This window comes from Niastella populi, from assembly GCF_002078015.1.
Classification (GTDB): domain Bacteria; phylum Bacteroidota; class Bacteroidia; order Chitinophagales; family Chitinophagaceae; genus Niastella; species Niastella populi.
This window is the reverse complement of record NZ_LWBP01000185.1, coordinates 83,491-99,438: the sequence shown is the minus strand read 5'-3', so window position 1 is coordinate 99,438 and position 15,948 is coordinate 83,491. Positions and strand designations below refer to the sequence as shown.

Annotated in this window: 16 protein-coding genes; 6 read left to right on the top strand and 10 right to left on the bottom strand. The window is 44.9% G+C overall.

Features of this window, described 5'->3' with window-relative positions:
- Positions 1-6: 6 nt before the first annotated feature.
- The gene (locus A4R26_RS15855; RefSeq protein WP_081164723.1) at positions 7-936 is read right to left on the bottom strand and encodes a sterol desaturase family protein; all 930 of its coding nucleotides are present in this window, start codon (positions 934-936) and stop codon (positions 7-9) included.
- Between the two features lie 455 nt (positions 937-1,391).
- Between A4R26_RS15855 and A4R26_RS15850 the strand changes: the two genes are divergently transcribed.
- From A4R26_RS15850 to A4R26_RS15840, 3 genes are all read left to right on the top strand, one after another.
- Entirely contained in the window at positions 1,392-2,726 is a 1,335-nt protein-coding gene (locus tag A4R26_RS15850; protein ID WP_207625762.1) for an Nramp family divalent metal transporter, read from the top strand.
- A gap of 104 nt (positions 2,727-2,830) precedes the next feature.
- Entirely contained in the window at positions 2,831-3,073 is a 243-nt protein-coding gene (locus tag A4R26_RS15845; protein WP_081164722.1) for a hypothetical protein, read from the top strand.
- 64 nt (positions 3,074-3,137) lie between these two features.
- A complete protein-coding gene (locus A4R26_RS15840) occupies positions 3,138-3,668 on the top strand; it encodes a DUF421 domain-containing protein (protein ID WP_081164721.1) in 531 nt (176 codons plus the stop codon).
- Positions 3,669-3,725: 57 nt separating this feature from the next.
- Here A4R26_RS15840 and A4R26_RS15835 read toward each other — a convergent pair whose 3' ends face one another.
- A complete protein-coding gene (locus A4R26_RS15835; RefSeq protein WP_081164720.1) occupies positions 3,726-5,126 on the bottom strand; it encodes a hypothetical protein in 1,401 nt (466 codons plus the stop codon).
- Between the two features lie 1,067 nt (positions 5,127-6,193).
- Here A4R26_RS15835 and A4R26_RS15825 point away from each other — a divergent pair.
- Positions 6,194-7,747: a hypothetical protein gene (locus A4R26_RS15825; RefSeq protein ID WP_081164718.1), complete on the top strand. Its 1,554-nt coding sequence runs from the start codon at positions 6,194-6,196 to the stop codon at positions 7,745-7,747.
- 98 nt (positions 7,748-7,845) lie between these two features.
- Here A4R26_RS15825 and A4R26_RS15820 read toward each other — a convergent pair whose 3' ends face one another.
- Positions 7,846-8,913, bottom strand: coding sequence for a Gfo/Idh/MocA family protein (locus tag A4R26_RS15820; protein WP_081164717.1), 1,068 nt, complete (start codon positions 8,911-8,913; stop codon positions 7,846-7,848).
- A gap of 119 nt (positions 8,914-9,032) precedes the next feature.
- On the opposite strand from A4R26_RS15820, the gene A4R26_RS15815 reads away from it, so the two are divergent.
- Together A4R26_RS15815 and A4R26_RS15810 are read left to right on the top strand one after the other, a co-directional pair.
- The gene (locus A4R26_RS15815; RefSeq protein ID WP_081164716.1) at positions 9,033-9,392 is read left to right on the top strand and encodes a nuclear transport factor 2 family protein; all 360 of its coding nucleotides are present in this window, start codon (positions 9,033-9,035) and stop codon (positions 9,390-9,392) included.
- Between the two features lie 188 nt (positions 9,393-9,580).
- Positions 9,581-10,834, top strand: a complete 1,254-nt coding sequence (locus tag A4R26_RS15810) for a YncE family protein (RefSeq protein ID WP_081164715.1) — start codon at positions 9,581-9,583, stop codon at positions 10,832-10,834.
- Positions 10,835-10,921: 87 nt separating this feature from the next.
- On the opposite strand, the gene A4R26_RS15805 is transcribed toward A4R26_RS15810, so the two are convergent.
- The 7 genes from A4R26_RS15805 to A4R26_RS15775 form a co-directional block, all read right to left on the bottom strand.
- On the bottom strand, positions 10,922-12,055 hold the full coding sequence (locus tag A4R26_RS15805) for a ScyD/ScyE family protein (protein ID WP_081164714.1): 1,134 nt from the start codon (positions 12,053-12,055) through the stop codon (positions 10,922-10,924).
- A 256-nt stretch (positions 12,056-12,311) separates the two neighbouring features.
- Positions 12,312-13,193 carry a DUF5777 family beta-barrel protein gene (locus tag A4R26_RS15800; RefSeq protein ID WP_081164713.1) on the bottom strand — a complete coding sequence of 294 codons (882 nt, stop codon included), beginning with the start codon at positions 13,191-13,193 and terminating at the stop codon, positions 12,312-12,314.
- A 16-nt stretch (positions 13,194-13,209) separates the two neighbouring features.
- Positions 13,210-13,761, bottom strand: coding sequence for a YceI family protein (locus A4R26_RS15795; protein ID WP_081164712.1), 552 nt, complete (start codon positions 13,759-13,761; stop codon positions 13,210-13,212).
- 26 nt (positions 13,762-13,787) lie between these two features.
- The gene (locus A4R26_RS15790; protein WP_081164711.1) at positions 13,788-14,207 is read right to left on the bottom strand and encodes an OB-fold protein; all 420 of its coding nucleotides are present in this window, start codon (positions 14,205-14,207) and stop codon (positions 13,788-13,790) included.
- A 12-nt stretch (positions 14,208-14,219) separates the two neighbouring features.
- Positions 14,220-14,606 carry a hypothetical protein gene (locus tag A4R26_RS15785; protein ID WP_081164710.1) on the bottom strand — a complete coding sequence of 129 codons (387 nt, stop codon included), beginning with the start codon at positions 14,604-14,606 and terminating at the stop codon, positions 14,220-14,222.
- Between the two features lie 6 nt (positions 14,607-14,612).
- A complete protein-coding gene (locus A4R26_RS15780) occupies positions 14,613-14,999 on the bottom strand; it encodes a hypothetical protein (protein ID WP_133054698.1) in 387 nt (128 codons plus the stop codon).
- 102 nt (positions 15,000-15,101) lie between these two features.
- Entirely contained in the window at positions 15,102-15,872 is a 771-nt protein-coding gene (locus tag A4R26_RS15775; protein ID WP_081164708.1) for a LytR/AlgR family response regulator transcription factor, read from the bottom strand.
- Between the last annotated feature and the right edge of the window lie 76 nt (positions 15,873-15,948).

Below are 15,948 nucleotides of genomic sequence, written 5' to 3'. Positions count from 1 at the left end.
TTCATGCTATGAATTAAGCTGTTCTTCCCTCTTGCCGTACTTATATTTCGCAACGGCTATTGGATCTCCAAACAAAAAAAACAGTTTCATCTTCCATGATTTGGCGCCCCTGATGTCTTTCCAGATCTCGGCAAATTCATGAAAATTGATATGTAAAGGATTTGCCTTGTTTTCTATATTGTGTGTTACTCCATATTTGACCTCTTCTTCCTCTTTTTGATAGGTGCCGAATAGGCGATCCCAGATTATGAAAGTGGGTGCATAGTTTTTATTGATATACTTTTCCTGCGAACCATGATGTACGCGATGATTTGACGGGGTTGCAAATATGTATTCAATTACGGGATGTAGGCGATGGATGTATTCTGTATGTACCCAAAACTGAAAGAGTACCGCAATTTGATTTACAATAAAAAAAATAACGGGATGAAATCCCATAAGGGCAACCGGAATAAAGAATACTATCTTTATATGCTGCACCCAGCTTAGCCGGAAAGAAACGGTGAGATTGTAATTTTCGCTGCTATGGTGTACTACGTGAGTGGCCCACCAGAATCTTTGCTTGTGTGAAACCCGGTGGGCCCAATAACTACAAAAATCGAAGATGATATAACAGGGCAGGAACATCCACCAGCTAAAATGCATTCGCCAGGGCACAAAATTATAGATCAAAACGATAAGGTAAAGCAAAACAAATTTAAGCGCGAAGGCGATGGCTACATTGCCAATGCCCACTAAAATTGAACCGATGGTTTCCGCTTTCTTATAAAGTTGCCTGTTTTGCCTGTACGAAATATACCACTCTAAAAAAACCAGCACAAACATCACCGGTGCGGCCCACATAATTATCTCCGGCGCATTGTTACTTATATCTTTTATTTGAGTGTATCTGATCTCAGGAGCTCCGAAAATATCAAATTTAAATTTATCTTTCATAATGGTTGTTACCTTTTAACTTAATTCAGGACCGGTTTTCACCTGTTCGACCGTCGTATGAAGAATAGCATCAGAAGTATCCTGTCGCTTCACCCGTACTTCGTAAAACGTGCACTGTACTGCAATTCGCTGGGATAATTATGCCAGCGTTATGATCACATTGAATGTTCGGCAGGAGGAAAGATATTCTACACTTGTTAAGATGCAAAAGGGAAGAATCGAAATGTTTGACCGCACATCATATTATAATACCAATTTAATACTGTTTTAATCCTCCCAACGGGGTTATACCAGGTTGGCGTGGTAAAAACTCCACTTCAAACCATTTATGGGTGCTGATCTCTACTGTTCTTCAAATGTCATTTCCTGTAGCTCAAATGGCATGAATATTTTGGGTTTACTCTCTCATCATATTCGTCCATGCTAAGCTTAAGTGCTTTCTAAAAGTATAGATCATGATTTCAGCGGCGCCAACGGGAAAAGAGAAGTGGAAGTGGCTCGGTCCTGCTTTCATCTGGATGTTATCAGCTGCAGGCTCGGGCGAATTGCTGTTTACACCGCGTATTGCTTCCCAATATGGATATACTTTGATCTGGGCCCTTCTTCTTGCCGTGGCCATGAAATGGTTTATTAACCGGGAGATCGGCAGATATACGGTTTGTACGGGGGCTGCATTTTTTCGCGGGCTTGCATCTCTTCAAAACAAAAGATGGATGTTGTGGCTTATCATTGTGCCCCAACTGGTAGTAGCGGTTGCTACGGTGGCAGGCCTGGCCGGGGCCGCAGCCACAGCGATCATTGTATTGATAGATATTCCATTGTGGATACCGGTGGTTGTGCTTACCATAGCCACGGCTATGATCATCGTGTTGGGCGGTTTTAAAACGGTGGAAAAGGTGACCACCGTGCTGGCCATCCTGATATCCCTGTCTGTTTTGAGTGCCGCGCTTGCCACCGGTCCCGATACCGGCAAAATGATCAATGGCCTGGTGCCGGCGATCCCCGCCGGTTTACAAACCGGTGAGGTACTTCCCTGGTTGGGTTTTATGCTGGCTGGCGCCGCCGGGCTGATGTGGTTCTCTTACTGGACGGCTGCAAGGGGTTACGGAGCGGCTTCACTAAAAAGGGTACAGCCAGTTAACCCGGCTGAATTATCTAAAGACGACCAAAATAAATTAAAAGGCTGGATCAGGCACATGACCTTTGCCAATTCTTTAGCGGTAGCAGGCGCATTGGTCATAGCATTTGCCTTCCTGGTGTTGGGTACCGAATTGCTGCAGCCGCGCGGCTTGGTTCCTGAAGAAAACAGGGTGGCTGAAGTACTGGGACAATTACTCGGCGGTATCTGGGGAACTATCGGGTTTTGGTTTATGATCGGGGCTGTGTTCATTACTTTTACCAGCACCATGCTTTCTGACCAGGATGGTTTTGGTAGAATGTTCACCGATGGAACGGCCATTCTGGCCTCCAATAACAAAAGGCAGAACAGTTGGCTCAAAAACACCAGGCTGTTGAATAAAATTTATGTAACAGGGCTGCTGACCTTCTGTCCCATTGTTATTTATCTTACCGCAGGCAACCCGGTAGGTTTACTAAAACTGGCGGGGGTTATAGAGGCCGCACACATTCCGGTAGTTACAGGATCGATCCTTTATCTTAATAAAAAAACGTTGCCCAAAAACCTGCAACCTTCCACATTCAGCCTGGCAAGTACAATTATTGCGGGTTTATTCTTTGCCGTGTTTGCCATTGCCTATATACTTCAAAGAACCGGGTTGATAGGCGGATAGTTATTTGTGATAAACAACGTAAATATCTAAAACAGGAATGCATGCCTGATCTTTCTATCTTGGCGGAATCACTTCATTACCCGAATTGGCTACTACCATAACTGATGTCACCGTTTTTTGATGTATCCCTGATCTTTATAGCTGAGCTTTTTTTCGCCCCCGGCCCTGCGCTCGAGGTACAGGACCGCTTTAGCATGACCGCAGCTATGCCTGGCATTATTCTTACAGGCATTTACCTGTTGGGCATCCTGGCTAAAAGTAAAAAACAATTATTGGGCATTGAAATTGAATCGCTGGTTATTATCATCACTTATATCCCGGGTATAATATTGCTTTATTTTATGTAGTATACATTGATGAAAGTTACCCCTGCTGATAATAACGCACTATAAATAAATAAACCGCCAAAAAATGAATAAAATATTTTTTGATAGCTGGGATAGCATTGTGCGCACTGCGGTGATCACGCCGATGGCATATGTTATTCTTATCGTTTTTCTAAGAATCGCGGGAAAAAGAACGTTATCTAAAATGAATGCTTTTGACCTAATTGTAACAATTGCATTAGGTTCCACTTTGGCTACAGTTACACTTAACAAGGATGTGGCGCTTATAGATGGGGCGTTTGTGTTTTTTCTGCTCATTTTACTTCAGTTCCTTATCTCTTACCTGGCAGTTCACCATAAATCAGTGAATCATCTTGTGAAATCAACGCCCGCCCTGGTTGTTTACAAAGGAAAGATGCTTTCAAATATCATGCGGAAAGAAAGGATCACCGAAGATGAAATTTATGCTGTTCTCCGCGAGCAGGGTTTGTGGTCGCTGGAACAGGCTGATGCGGTCATCCTTGAAACAGACGGAAGCCTTACCGTTATCAGGCAGGCAGGCGACCTCGAAAGCAATGTGTTGTCTGGAATAACAAAACCACCATTACACGGGTAGCCTTCCTGTTTTCAAATATGGGTTACTGCATCTTAAACTCCATTCCCGCAAAAAATGCTATTTCATATTCATGTTCATCTTCATCAGCGCCGGATATATTCTCAAATATACCTGTACCGCCATTGGGTTATTTCCGTAAATTGTATTTAAAGCCTGAGGTGCGCCATACCAGCTCCATTGCCCACCGATGGCAAGCCGGGTTTTATATATTTCGAACAGGTCGTAATTTGCGCCTAAAGTGAAAGCATGGACGCCAAACACCTGGTGTTCTTCAATTTCCGGCCCCAATACCAGTTCTTCGGCAGATTTCTCGGTGAACTCGTACCGGGTATAAATAGCTGCTTTACTCAGTCGCCAGGCCCCTTCGGCCATAAAAGCGTTTTCTCCGTCATGCTCCTTCTGTTTGTTCATTCCCCAAAGTACAGTTGCGTTTAACCGGTTCTCATTACCCATATCGACGCTGTAGATGGCCGATGCGGTTGTTTTATTTATATTCTCGCCAGGGTGCAGTTCTTCGGGACTTTTTAAATACCCATGCGAAACCTGTAGCGCCCAGTTCATCGTAGGATTAAAAGAAAACCGGCCGCTCCAGGAATCGAAGCGCGGTTTGTCGAACCCATAACGTTCCTCATCCGGCTCCCGCCCGGTAAATGAAGATCCTTCCAGTTTAAATTTGCCCACCCGTACACCTGCCGTAACTACACCGAATGTAATATGAGTGGCGTCTACCCAGTGGTGCGAGATCGGTGAATTGGGATTATCCAACGCAGATGGCCGGTGCATAAAGGTAACCGGCCCCAGGGCTGGCTCTCCGGGGTAACCAACATATACAAACGCATCGATATCCCTTGTAAATGCATGAGCATAACTCACAGATAATTCAGAAAAAAGATCGTGCGGGTGCTGCCGGTCGACCAGGGGTTTTCCCTCGTAACTTTCACCCGTTTGAAAAAGTAGCGGATATCCTTTTCCTCCTTCAATGACCGGATCAAATGAGAACATGGAACTATAATGAAAAAGTCCTTTCTCCCCCACTTTCCGCTGGCCCATAACCATGAACCATGTAGGCGCATCAAACCGGGAATCGCCCCGCTTATCGTCGTTATTGAAGTTCTGGTTATCATACCGCAAAAAGATACTTCCATGAACCATATGCATCCATTTTCCGGAATGGATCATATACCCGTACATGGGTGATGCATCGGGTAGCCAACCGGTACCGGAACCATTGCGGTTCATTGGTAAATTAAGAGAAAAAGAATGGCTCATGGGTATTTTACCGGGATGCATGCCCGTATCGATGTTCCTATTATGCCCCCGGTGATGCCGGTGCATATTTCCTGAAGTGTCATTTTCAGGCGGCTTTTTTCCGGCTGGCATTTCATGACGCTCATGTTGAGCGAAAAGCGATATCGACATACCGATCATTACCAGCATCAGCATCACAATTCTATTCATAACCCAGGCTTTTAAGAAGTGAGGCCTCTGTAACTTACATAATAGTGATTAGGTGGCACAGGTGTGCTTCAGACATGTAGTGTTCTACGGAAGGAGCAGAAATTTTTATACCAGTGGGCTGCTTTCCTGTTGAATTTTGCATCAATAATAGTTTCTCCGGGCTATAGCCGCCAGTTTTGCTATTATATGATCAAATGGGCGTTTATTTTCGGTTGTAATGATGTAAATTTTTTACGGGGATTAGTTTCTACAAGCATTCCCTGTGATTAAGTTTGTGACGTTAGTTCCTCATTCAACCCTTTGTCAACAAAGGCAGGTTCGCCTTAACAACAATGCCTTATAGCCGGTTACCCATCCAATTGCGCATCCAACATCAATGGCAGGCTACTCTTTTGTGAAAGATCGAAAACTTATTGTTGCCTGTTTCAGGTCATCATCGATCGTAACCGGGCCATCGGTTTTTCCTGAATACTTCAATTGCCTGCCACCAACAAAAATTTAAGCCTTACCGGTTAGTATTTTAGTCCAGTAAAGCCAGGGTAATACATATCGTTTTAAAATGTACATGCTCCATCTTTCTTTACTCTGGTCAAAGGGAAAGGTTTCCTGAGGGTTTCCATCTTAACCAAATTCGATTTGAAGAAAAAAGGCAAACCCATTATTACATGCTGCCGCAGTGGCAACAGAAGCGGCATCGCAAAAGGAATTCTTTCCTCTGCAGGCATCGAATGTTACAATGGCGGAGCCTGGAATAGCTTAAATAATAAGATCAGTTGATATAAGACGAACAGTACAATCCATCGTCACCGGTTTCACATTTAGTTTATCTACATACACCATGGCCTTGAGTAAGGCCTGGGCCCGATACCATTAATATCAAAAGCCTTATATGCCAGCTTTTTCTTTTATGGGTGATTATCTGTTTTATATTGTATAGAGCGGACTGAGATACAATGCACATCTACGTTATTGGCCTGGAAATTGCCATTAACAGACTTTCGCAAATGACATTATATGAATTCCTGATCCCGTACACATTCATATCATATCAATAAATAATATCCGCTATGAAACGTAAAGAGTTTATTAAGAAAAGCGCGACCGTTATGATCGGCTTTTCAGGAATGACCGCACTGCTGAACGCATGTACCAAAAAAACAAATGATCCTGCCGGGGATGATGATAAAGGTGACGATGATGAAGTTGGCGATAGGGGAACAAATGCCGGCGCGGCCCGGTTATCAGCAACGCATTGGGTTAGCGCCACAGCTACCGGCTCAGGAAACGGCACTCAGCAGCATCCTTATACGCTTACACAGGCATTACAATTAGCCCAACCCGGCTGGCGGGTTTGCTGCGGTCCCGGTGAGTATATGGGTGTCAATAAAAATCAACGGTTCGACCCTTCCTTTCAAATTCTGGCTAATGGAACCGAAAGCAATCCTATCATATTTTTTGCAGAGAATTATGCTGCCTTGACTACCACCGGCAGAAGCATACTAAGACACAATGGAACGCGACAGGGTTACGGATGCCCTGTATTGGGACTGGCCACCGGTCACCATTGGTATGGATTTTATATCAGTGAATCGCTTGCACCAACAACCCCTGATACCGGGCCGGTCGTATGCGGCGGTAAATTCAACAGGATCTCTTACTTTAGAATTGACCGGGGCCCGGTAACCTGGCCTGAGGCATATACCGATAACAACCATGCTGCCATACGTTTTGAAGGCGTTGGCTGTCAGAATAACCTGGTTAGTGATTGCTGGATTGAAAATTATAGCCGGGAAAATGCATTTCGTAGCGAACAGGGCATTCAGCTGTTTAGTCCGCAGGGTGCAAACATTACAACATCCACAGGGCGTATTACAATAGAGAACTGTTTTTTCGACAACGTTGAAACAGCCCTCACAAGTAAAGGCGCAGGAAACAGCAGGCCCATATTAGGAGGAATAATATTCAGGCGGAACCTGATCAGGGGCAGCAGGGCTACGAATGTTATAGGGGCCGTTAACTTTATGGATACATCGGGTGAATTGGGAAGAAACCAGGTATACCAGAATATTCAGGTTGGCGGACATTATCATGTCGTTTGCTGGTCCCAGGCAGGCTCTCCGATCCGCGATGTAGATGTTATAAATAATACATTGATCTCTGCAACAGCTAACAGGGAAATAGAAGGAATTCACACTTCTATGGGCGGCGCAGGCAATATCGGATCAGGCTGGAGAATACATAATAACATAAAAACAGGAACCGCTCCATTATTTCATTTTCCATTCGATGGTCAAACTGACACGGCGGTACTAAGCCGGTCTCATAATTTAAGTTTCGGGCACTCGAGATGGGGCTACGTTGATTCGCGTGGAACCGGAACGCAGTCATTGGCCCAATGGCAGGCTGCTACGGCGTTTGATGATCTTTCGCTGGAGTCTGATCCGCGGCTGGTATCATCTGTATGGGGTAATGCCGACCTGGGCAAACTGCAACAAACTTCACCAGCCAGAAATGCAGCAATTGATATCCTGAACTTAAATGGTAACGGCACCTCAGCTGCATGTAATATGGGTGCATACTCGAATGACAACGTAGTCATTGGTATTCGTCCGTTAATATAACCGCCCGTACATGGGTTAAACTAATAAGGCGCTCACCACCGGTGGGCGCCCTTACACTACCATAAAAAGCGGCACAGAAATGTGGCGCTTTTTTATTCCTATAGCGGTACCCGCCTGCCTTCCTTAGCCGATCTTTTTGCCGCTTCCAGTATTCTCACTACGATTATGTTGTTTTCGAGTGAAGAAAGATCATTACCAGGTTTTATCTTTCCATGTAATACATCCGACAGGTATTGCAGGTTATCTGTGTATAAAGGTTGTTGCAGGGTAACAGGTTCATAACTGCTCTTCAATCTTTGATGAAGCGTATTGGGGTTTAACGCATGCAGATAACCTGTATTACCAAACACTTCCCAGTCTTTGATACTAAATGGCCAGTTCCACGATGCTTCAATGACACCGGTGGCATTGGAATAGTCCAGGACGATAGTAGCATCGTCATCCACTTTCGGATATATGTTGGGTTTTATCTGGTGAGTAATCGCGGTAACAGCAACAGGCGCCTGCCCGTTCATCAACCAGGTCATCAGGTTGGCGCCATAACATCCAAAATCGGTAATGGCGCCACCGCCATTCTTCACCGGGTCTGTTAACCATTGCAGAAAGTCATTGCTGCAACCGATCTCTTTGGGCCCTTCATGCCCATCGTGCACTACCATTCTTCTTACATCGCCAATGGTTTTCGACTGTACCATGGTATACAGTTGCTGGTTGCTTGGGTACCAGGTGGTTTCATAATTGGTCAATAAGTGAATATGGTGTTTACGCGCCAGTTCAGCCATTCTATTGGCCTGCGCTACCGTAGTGGCCAGCGGTTTCTCTACCATTACGGAAATGCCTTTGGGCGCACATGCCTCTACTACATCAATATGCTGATAAACGGGGTTGTAAGCCAGCACTGCATCAGGCCTGATCTTTTGCAACATCGCAACAAGAGACGTGTAGAAGATAGAATCGGGCAGTTGAAACCGTCTTTTATAACGGCCGCTCAGGGCAGTATCGGCTTCGGCAATGCCCAGCAGGATCACCTTACCGTTTTTGTACTGGTGCATCAATCCCAATGCATGGTCGTGGCTGAGACCAGCTACGCCTACTTTCAACGGCTGCCGGCTTATTGCAGGTAAAAAGAAAGCAAGCGCAATCAGTGTGAGGAATGACTTTTTCATATTAATATATTATGGGAGCTAATAAAATTAAAGCATTAGCAAAACATGACCTTATCTTTTCCTGAATGCATGCGAACCAAACAACAAGAGGAATTGTACTATATACAAAAAGATATTTCATGGCTGAGAATAATAAAAAAATACTGGAAATGGCGAATGCCGCTATTACAAAAGGCGACAATGAAGGCTTTCTTGCATGCTGCACCGACGATACGGAATGGACATTCATAGGCGACAAAACCCTAAAGGGAAAGGATGCCGTTCGCCGGTACATGGCCACGGCCTATAAAGAGCCGCCAAAGTTTATGGTAGCAAATTTAATTGCCGAAGGCGATTTTGTGACGGCGCTCGGAAATATAACAATGAAGGATGAAGATGGCCGTGAGACTCAATACGAATATTGCGATGTGTGGCGGTTTCGTGACGGCAAAATGGCTGAATTAAAGGCATTTGTGATCAGGTTGCAAGCTGCAAACTGACAACATAAAAGATAGTTGATATAAATGTGCCAATCACTTTTATAATTGGGCAAAAAGAGTATCTTTGAGTGACCAGAGAGAGGATAAAGCGGAAGATATGTCTGCCTTGTCCTTTTTTTATACCCTAAACTGCATTCAGCCTATGTCAACGAACGGTCGTATTTAGTCTGAATGATAAAATCCGTCAAATGAAAGCGTCTTTTATCAGCGCGTACCTGTTCCTATGTACATCCTGTATTGCGTTCAACAGGCCTCCTGATACTTTCCAGGCCAATCGTTTCCTTACACGCAGCAGCATAAATATAAACAACCCTGATACGTGTGAACCTGCAAACGGCGACACCATTCAGGCACTCCCTTCATTGAAGCCATATACCAGGCTGGTTTTCCGGAAAACGGAACATATAAAAGCGGCTGAAGGCACAAAATCAGTGCTGTTTAACAAAAGCGGGCAAAAACTATATGCCATGAACCTCGAAGGCATGAGCATTTACGAATTTGACCAGGCGAGCCGGCAGTTACAGCGGGAATTCAAATTCAAACCAACGGAAGCCACCGGCTGGGATTATGAAACCAACAAACCCATGCCAAGCTATGAAGAAAAACCGGTGGAAGCCTGCCTGAGCCATGACGACAAGGTACTTTGGGTATCGCTGCATAATGCATCATGTATTGTTCCTATTCCTACCGAGCCCGTTACCAGTTATAAAAAAGACACTTCGCATACCCACGTAAAACAAAAAAAGATCTATATAGAATATGCCGGTTCTACCGGTAGAGATTCAATACAGGTACCCGTAATCGCTACAGGTCATACGCCCAAAATAATTGCCCGCACTGAAGACAGTAAACACCTGCTTGTAAGTAACTGGCATTCTCATACCGTGAGCGTATTGACAACCGATACGGCGGCTTTCCCTTATGCAAAAAAAGTAAAAACCGTTCCTGTATCTGCCATTCCAAGAGGGATCGTAGTGGATGACCAACGGAGAAAATCGTATGTAGCCATTATGGGCGGCGCATCTATTACCGTTTTGAATAATGATACCTGGGCAAAGGAAGCAAGCATACCCGTTGCATCGAACCCGCGTCATATTGTATTGACCGACAATGGCCGTTTACTGGTATCGTACAACAGACTGGCCCGCATCGCCTGTATAGATCCCACAACCCGTAAAACACTATTTACCGCCGCTACGCATGCGCAACCCCGTACGATCGTACTTTCTAAAAATCATAAATTCTTATTTGTAACCTGCTATAGCAGCGACAAGGTTGAAGTATTCAGGCTCGATGACAACAGCTTTACCCGCATAGCTTCCCTTTCATGCGAAGGGCACCCGGTGGGCGTGGATATTTTTGAAGATGACAACAAACTGGAAGCATGGGTTTGCAGTTACAATAACGGAACGATCAATATATTTTCCTTTGCAAAAAATTAAGAAGCGCGCAGCAACACAAGTTTGTTTTGCTTAAAAAATGGCGTTCAATGCGAACGCCATTTTTATTATCGACTGTTCAGGTAAAAATTATTTATTCTTCCCATTTTTCTTACAACTGATCTTAATTTTAAGTATTTGTCCACCCCCTATCGCCGGTTCACCGAAGCCCCAATTGGAAACGTATAAATTACCGTCGGGCCCATAAGCCAATGCGGTTGGCAGGTTTAAACCCGTAACCAGTGTTCGTCTTGCACCTGAAGGATCGATCCTTATGATATCGCCGGTACCGGGTGTGGGAAATGGATTGCCTGTAGTATTTTCAAGCACATACATTCCACCTGCCTTGTCGAAATCAACACCAAGTATTGCACTAAAGCCCGTGTCAACAACACTGATCTCACCGGTGGGTGTGACCTTATAAATTTTTGAGTTTCCCGGAATAGGAAAAAGACCCAGATTGCCTACATAAAAATTTCCCCTGTGCCAGGCAATAGCAGTTGGCACATTATGCCCCTGGCTGGCTGAAATATCTATCAGCCTTTCAATATCTCCCTTATGACTTACCCGCACGATCTCGCCATGATTGGGTTCAACTGCATACATGTTGCTGCCTACTGCTACCATCCCATACCAGGTGCCTTCGGGTTCAAAATCACCTTCTTCGGGATCGGCAACAGGGTGACTCATTTGCCATGCACCCAGGTCGGCAATCATTTCCCAGGTTTTGTCACTGTTCACCCTGATCATTCCATTCGGCACATTGCTGACACCATGTGAGCAACCCGCGCCTGCAAGTACCGCGTAAAGGGTATTTCCAACGAATGCCACATCGCCCACACCGCTGATCAGGCTGCCTGTTTCAGCCGCCGTTTGGCTCGATGGTAAATTGTCGGCCGCCACAGTAACATGTCCTGTCATACTCACTCTCAATATACGGGCGCCGGTGTTGCTGCCCGTATACGGTCCTATAGGCGGAAGTACCTGGGTACATTGACCGGCCGTTGAATTTGTACCGCCAATACCGCCTTCTGCGACATACAGGCTTCCATCAGGACCAAATGTCAATCCCCGGGGATTGTTCAATCCGGAAGCCAGTACCGAAACGGATGCCACCATGTCCTCCTGATCGCAATCGCAGTGCTTGCCCATGTCTTTACGGCATGAAACAAGGGAAAGAAGAACAAGGACATAACCTGTTTGTAAGAATCCTCTTTTTGCCATAAACGCCTCCTTTATTTTTTAGTGACGAAAATCAGCGTTATTAGCTTTCAGGAAGGATAACCAAATATTTTCCGGGGGGAAGGAAATGCTTGCAAATATCTCGCGCAAAAATACCGCCAAAATTATTTCAAAAAAAGGAAGCTATATTATTGTACATCATTTACGCTCTTACACAGGCACTATCCAAATAGTAAACCCCGCCTTCCGGCGGGGTCGTTTTATAAGCGGCTCCAACGAATATTTTCCAGGGTACGGTTTAATGCCGCGGCCTTCTCACGGTGAAAACCCGTGATAAATTAAATCCAAAACGCACTTCCCCTTTACCCCAGTCGCCCGTGGTATTGGTAATAAATGCCTTTTCGTTCATACCGGTGGCATTCGAAAAATGTAACTGAAATACATGTCCGCCCGTTTCAATATCGAACCCTACAGACAGCGGATCTTTGTAGATATCTTTATCGAGCCCTTCCACTATGTAATGATAATCGGCCACAAAAGCTATTCGCTTTGTTAGCTTGAACCGGGCGCCGATACCCAGCGCATATACGTCGTTTTCTTCTTTTTCCAGTTCAACCAGGTTTCGGTGTACAAATACCGGCGACAGTTGTAAACTGAAGCGTTCACTGAACTTACGGCCAATGATGAGCTCATTGTAAAATGCCATGCGGCTGCTGAAATAATGCTTACGTGCAGTATCGCTCCACGACTGGGTATTGAGCGTTACTCCGCCTACCAGAACAACAGAGAACGGGAAAGCGCCCGGTCCCGAGCTTTGCCAAACCGGGCAGAATTTTATGAACCCATCCAGCTCCTTTCCGAGGTTGCTGCGGCCAACTCCTACGGTTAAATTATTCAGCAGGCCATAATCCAGTCCAATACGCATACTGGCCTGGTCGAGACCAAACAGGTTGCTTATACCATCGCTGACCTCACCGAAGCGATGCAGGATGCGAAAATCAAGCACCCCTTTACCAAGGAATTCAATCGAATGCCCATTGATAACCCGGGAAGATTTGAACGCATTGGTAACGCGCGCCCTTTTCAGTGTATCTTTTCCTACCAGCGAAAGCAGGTCATCCTGCGCATACCCGGTTTGCAAAGCAGTTACCAGTATCAGGCCTAACACCAATTTTTGCATGTTTCAGATATTATTTTTACTTAAGCACATTATAATTGCAGTTCACTTTGATGGTAACCGTTGGGGAAATTTTATCTTTTACCAGTGAGGGAATGGCTATTTTATAATCGGCCAGCAACACGGTGAAGGCAGCGTCTGAATGAACGGTTTCACCGGTCACCTTTAATGAGCCGGTCGTTTCTACTTCTTTTTTCACGCCATGCATCTCCAGCACGCCTTTTACGGTAACCGGGTAACTGCCGTCTTTCTGAAAATTCACTTTATCCACATTTACGATCTTCCCTTTAAAAACAGACTTGGGGAACCTGTCGCTTTCCATATAATTTTCATTGAAGTGTTCCTGCATCAGCGCTCTTTTGAATTCAAATCCTTTTACCAGCACGGCAAACTCTATTTGTCCGCTAGTGGCATCAAACACACTGGTAGCGGCTTTATTAATACCATCGATATCTTCCACCGCCGTACCGGCCGCAAAATTTATTTGTCCGCTTTTTGTAAAATATCTTTTTTGTGAAAGTACCGGAAGAGAGAGAACGAATAATGCGATCACTATCAGCATCTGTTTCATAAAATAGCTTTAAATATTCAGCAGCCTTATTCAACCAGGCTGCACTTGTTTAATACAACGTCTGTTAACATACCGGTGCACACGCCTTTTATTCGTGCGGCGGAACCGGTCTTAATATTTTTAATGCCTTCATCATCCTTGTAAAAGCTGCAGGTGACCGCAGCCAACATGTCGTCGGTTTGCAGGTATACCGTTGCCTGTCCGCTGCTAGTGGTTTGTACACCGGTAACCGTACCCGATACGATCAATACTTTTTCAACGTATTTTATGTTGGCGGCCGTTTCATCCTGCTGAAATGCTTTCAACAGCTCGACCGCGGCTATTTCAATATCGCCTTTTTCCTGTCGTATGTCGGGCGGCGCTTTTTGATACTGGTACCATCCATAACCTGCAGCTGCCAGTGCCAGTACAAGCACTGCCAATATTATTTTTTTCCATAAATGCATAACGGATAATGTTTAGTTATTAGGTGCGCCGGAGCTGATCCAGCATTCCAGGATGGCAATTTCTTCTGACGACAGCGGCCCGGCGGGCGGCATTGTTTTTTCGACGATCGACCGCTGTCTTATACGGCCGGCTTTTGATTTAACCTGGTCATAGGTTTCAAGCACCGTACCACCGGCTGCATTGCGTGCACTATGACAACCATTGCATTTGGCCGCCATGATCGTTTGCACTTTCGTATATGTGGCCTGTACCGCAGAACAGTCAACACCGCCATCGGGATACAGCAGTTCGGCTTTATCGTAATAACAGCCCGTGATCACGGTAGCCATAACAGTGAGGACAGGCAAAATGAGCCATCCCTTCCTGTTGGGCAGGAAATTTTTTCTTTTGGTATTCATATTAATTTAGTTGTTGAGCGAGCCGGCCCCTACCCATTTTTCAATCTGAAGGATCTGGCAATCCGGAATTTTAGTAGTGCCCGGGGGCATTGGTTTGAAGCCGGTTTCTTTTTTAATACAGCCGAGCAGCTTTCCGTTAAGGGCAATCGCTTTTACACCGTCATACGAGGTTAAATTAACTCCCCCACGCGGCGAAGTGGCGCCATGGCATCTTGTGCAATAGGTAGACATAAGGGGCGCTACAGCGCCTGAATAAGTAATATCAGTAATACCGCAGGTATCGTTGTTATTTTGATCTTTGCCTGTTACCGGAATTTCATGTTTGCAGGCAACGACAAACAGCGCTGTTAAAATGATGATGACAATAAGTGTGGATTTCACAGTATTTTTCATTGGATAAAATATAGGTATCATGTAAAACAAATTCTATGCAGCATTTATCATGATACCGGAGCAAAATACCCAGTGGTAAAAATTGAATACCGGCCAGGCAAATTATCCTTCTGAATGGTTTCCCTCACCCAACATCCAGTTGAAGAATGATTCGGTGCGGCCAAAGCTGGTAATAGTGTCGTGTATGGTTTCAGGTTTCAATACCACCTGCATTCTCGATTTGCTGGCCGGCAGCAATTTTTCTATTGCGGATATATTAATGATGAACTGCCGGTTGATGCGAAAGAACAACGCGGGGTTCAGTTGTTGCTCGAGGCGCTCCAATGTAAAACCTGTGTTATATTTTACCCGTTGAAAAGTGACGAGGTACACAATCTTTTGTTCGGTGAAAAAATAGGCCACTTCCTCAGCGAGCACCAGTTTCATTTGCCGGCCTACTGTTACCAGGAACCTTTCCTGAAACTGCACTTTACTGTTCGATGTGGTCGCTTTGATCGTTGCTTCCTGCTTCGCAGATGAAAAAAATGTTTTATACCTGATAAGCGCTTTTGTCAGTTCTTCTTTTTTTACAGGCTTTAACAGATAATAAATACCGTTGGCCCTGAAGGCATCGACCGCATATTTCTCATATGGAGATGTAAAAATTACCGGTATTTTTTTCCCGGGATTGTTAAATACCTCAAAGCTGAGCCCGTCGGGCAATTCTATTACAGAGAAGATAAGATCGGGCGGCGGATTTTTCTGTAACCATTGTGTGGCAGTTTTGATATCCGAACAACGTCCGCCTATTTTCATCTCGGGCACTATCTCACTTAATAATTTTTCAAGATGTTTTACCGCATGGGAATCCTGATCAATAATTAGAATGCACATATTGTTTATATAACAACTTGTGCGCCGTTTTCTTTCTTTTTATTGATTAAAATTCGTCAGTTCAGGATTGATTTTA

What these genes read in the sequence shown, in the direction of transcription:
- A4R26_RS15855 (WP_081164723.1), bottom strand. Translation starts at nt 936, where the DNA reads ATGAAAGATAAATTTAAATTTGATATTTTCGGAGCTCCTGAGATCAGA.
- A4R26_RS15850 (WP_207625762.1), top strand. Translation starts at nt 1,392, where the DNA reads ATGATTTCAGCGGCGCCAACGGGAAAAGAGAAGTGGAAGTGGCTCGGT.
- A4R26_RS15845 (WP_081164722.1), top strand. Translation starts at nt 2,831, where the DNA reads ATGTCACCGTTTTTTGATGTATCCCTGATCTTTATAGCTGAGCTTTTT.
- A4R26_RS15840 (WP_081164721.1), top strand. Translation starts at nt 3,138, where the DNA reads ATGAATAAAATATTTTTTGATAGCTGGGATAGCATTGTGCGCACTGCG.
- A4R26_RS15835 (WP_081164720.1), bottom strand. Translation starts at nt 5,126, where the DNA reads ATGAATAGAATTGTGATGCTGATGCTGGTAATGATCGGTATGTCGATA.
- A4R26_RS15825 (WP_081164718.1), top strand. Translation starts at nt 6,194, where the DNA reads ATGAAACGTAAAGAGTTTATTAAGAAAAGCGCGACCGTTATGATCGGC.
- A4R26_RS15820 (WP_081164717.1), bottom strand. Translation starts at nt 8,913, where the DNA reads ATGAAAAAGTCATTCCTCACACTGATTGCGCTTGCTTTCTTTTTACCT.
- A4R26_RS15815 (WP_081164716.1), top strand. Translation starts at nt 9,033, where the DNA reads ATGGCTGAGAATAATAAAAAAATACTGGAAATGGCGAATGCCGCTATT.
- A4R26_RS15810 (WP_081164715.1), top strand. Translation starts at nt 9,581, where the DNA reads ATGAAAGCGTCTTTTATCAGCGCGTACCTGTTCCTATGTACATCCTGT.
- A4R26_RS15805 (WP_081164714.1), bottom strand. Translation starts at nt 12,055, where the DNA reads ATGGCAAAAAGAGGATTCTTACAAACAGGTTATGTCCTTGTTCTTCTT.
- A4R26_RS15800 (WP_081164713.1), bottom strand. Translation starts at nt 13,193, where the DNA reads ATGCAAAAATTGGTGTTAGGCCTGATACTGGTAACTGCTTTGCAAACC.
- A4R26_RS15795 (WP_081164712.1), bottom strand. Translation starts at nt 13,761, where the DNA reads ATGAAACAGATGCTGATAGTGATCGCATTATTCGTTCTCTCTCTTCCG.
- A4R26_RS15790 (WP_081164711.1), bottom strand. Translation starts at nt 14,207, where the DNA reads ATGCATTTATGGAAAAAAATAATATTGGCAGTGCTTGTACTGGCACTG.
- A4R26_RS15785 (WP_081164710.1), bottom strand. Translation starts at nt 14,606, where the DNA reads ATGAATACCAAAAGAAAAAATTTCCTGCCCAACAGGAAGGGATGGCTC.
- A4R26_RS15780 (WP_133054698.1), bottom strand. Translation starts at nt 14,999, where the DNA reads ATGAAAAATACTGTGAAATCCACACTTATTGTCATCATCATTTTAACA.
- A4R26_RS15775 (WP_081164708.1), bottom strand. Translation starts at nt 15,872, where the DNA reads ATGTGCATTCTAATTATTGATCAGGATTCCCATGCGGTAAAACATCTT.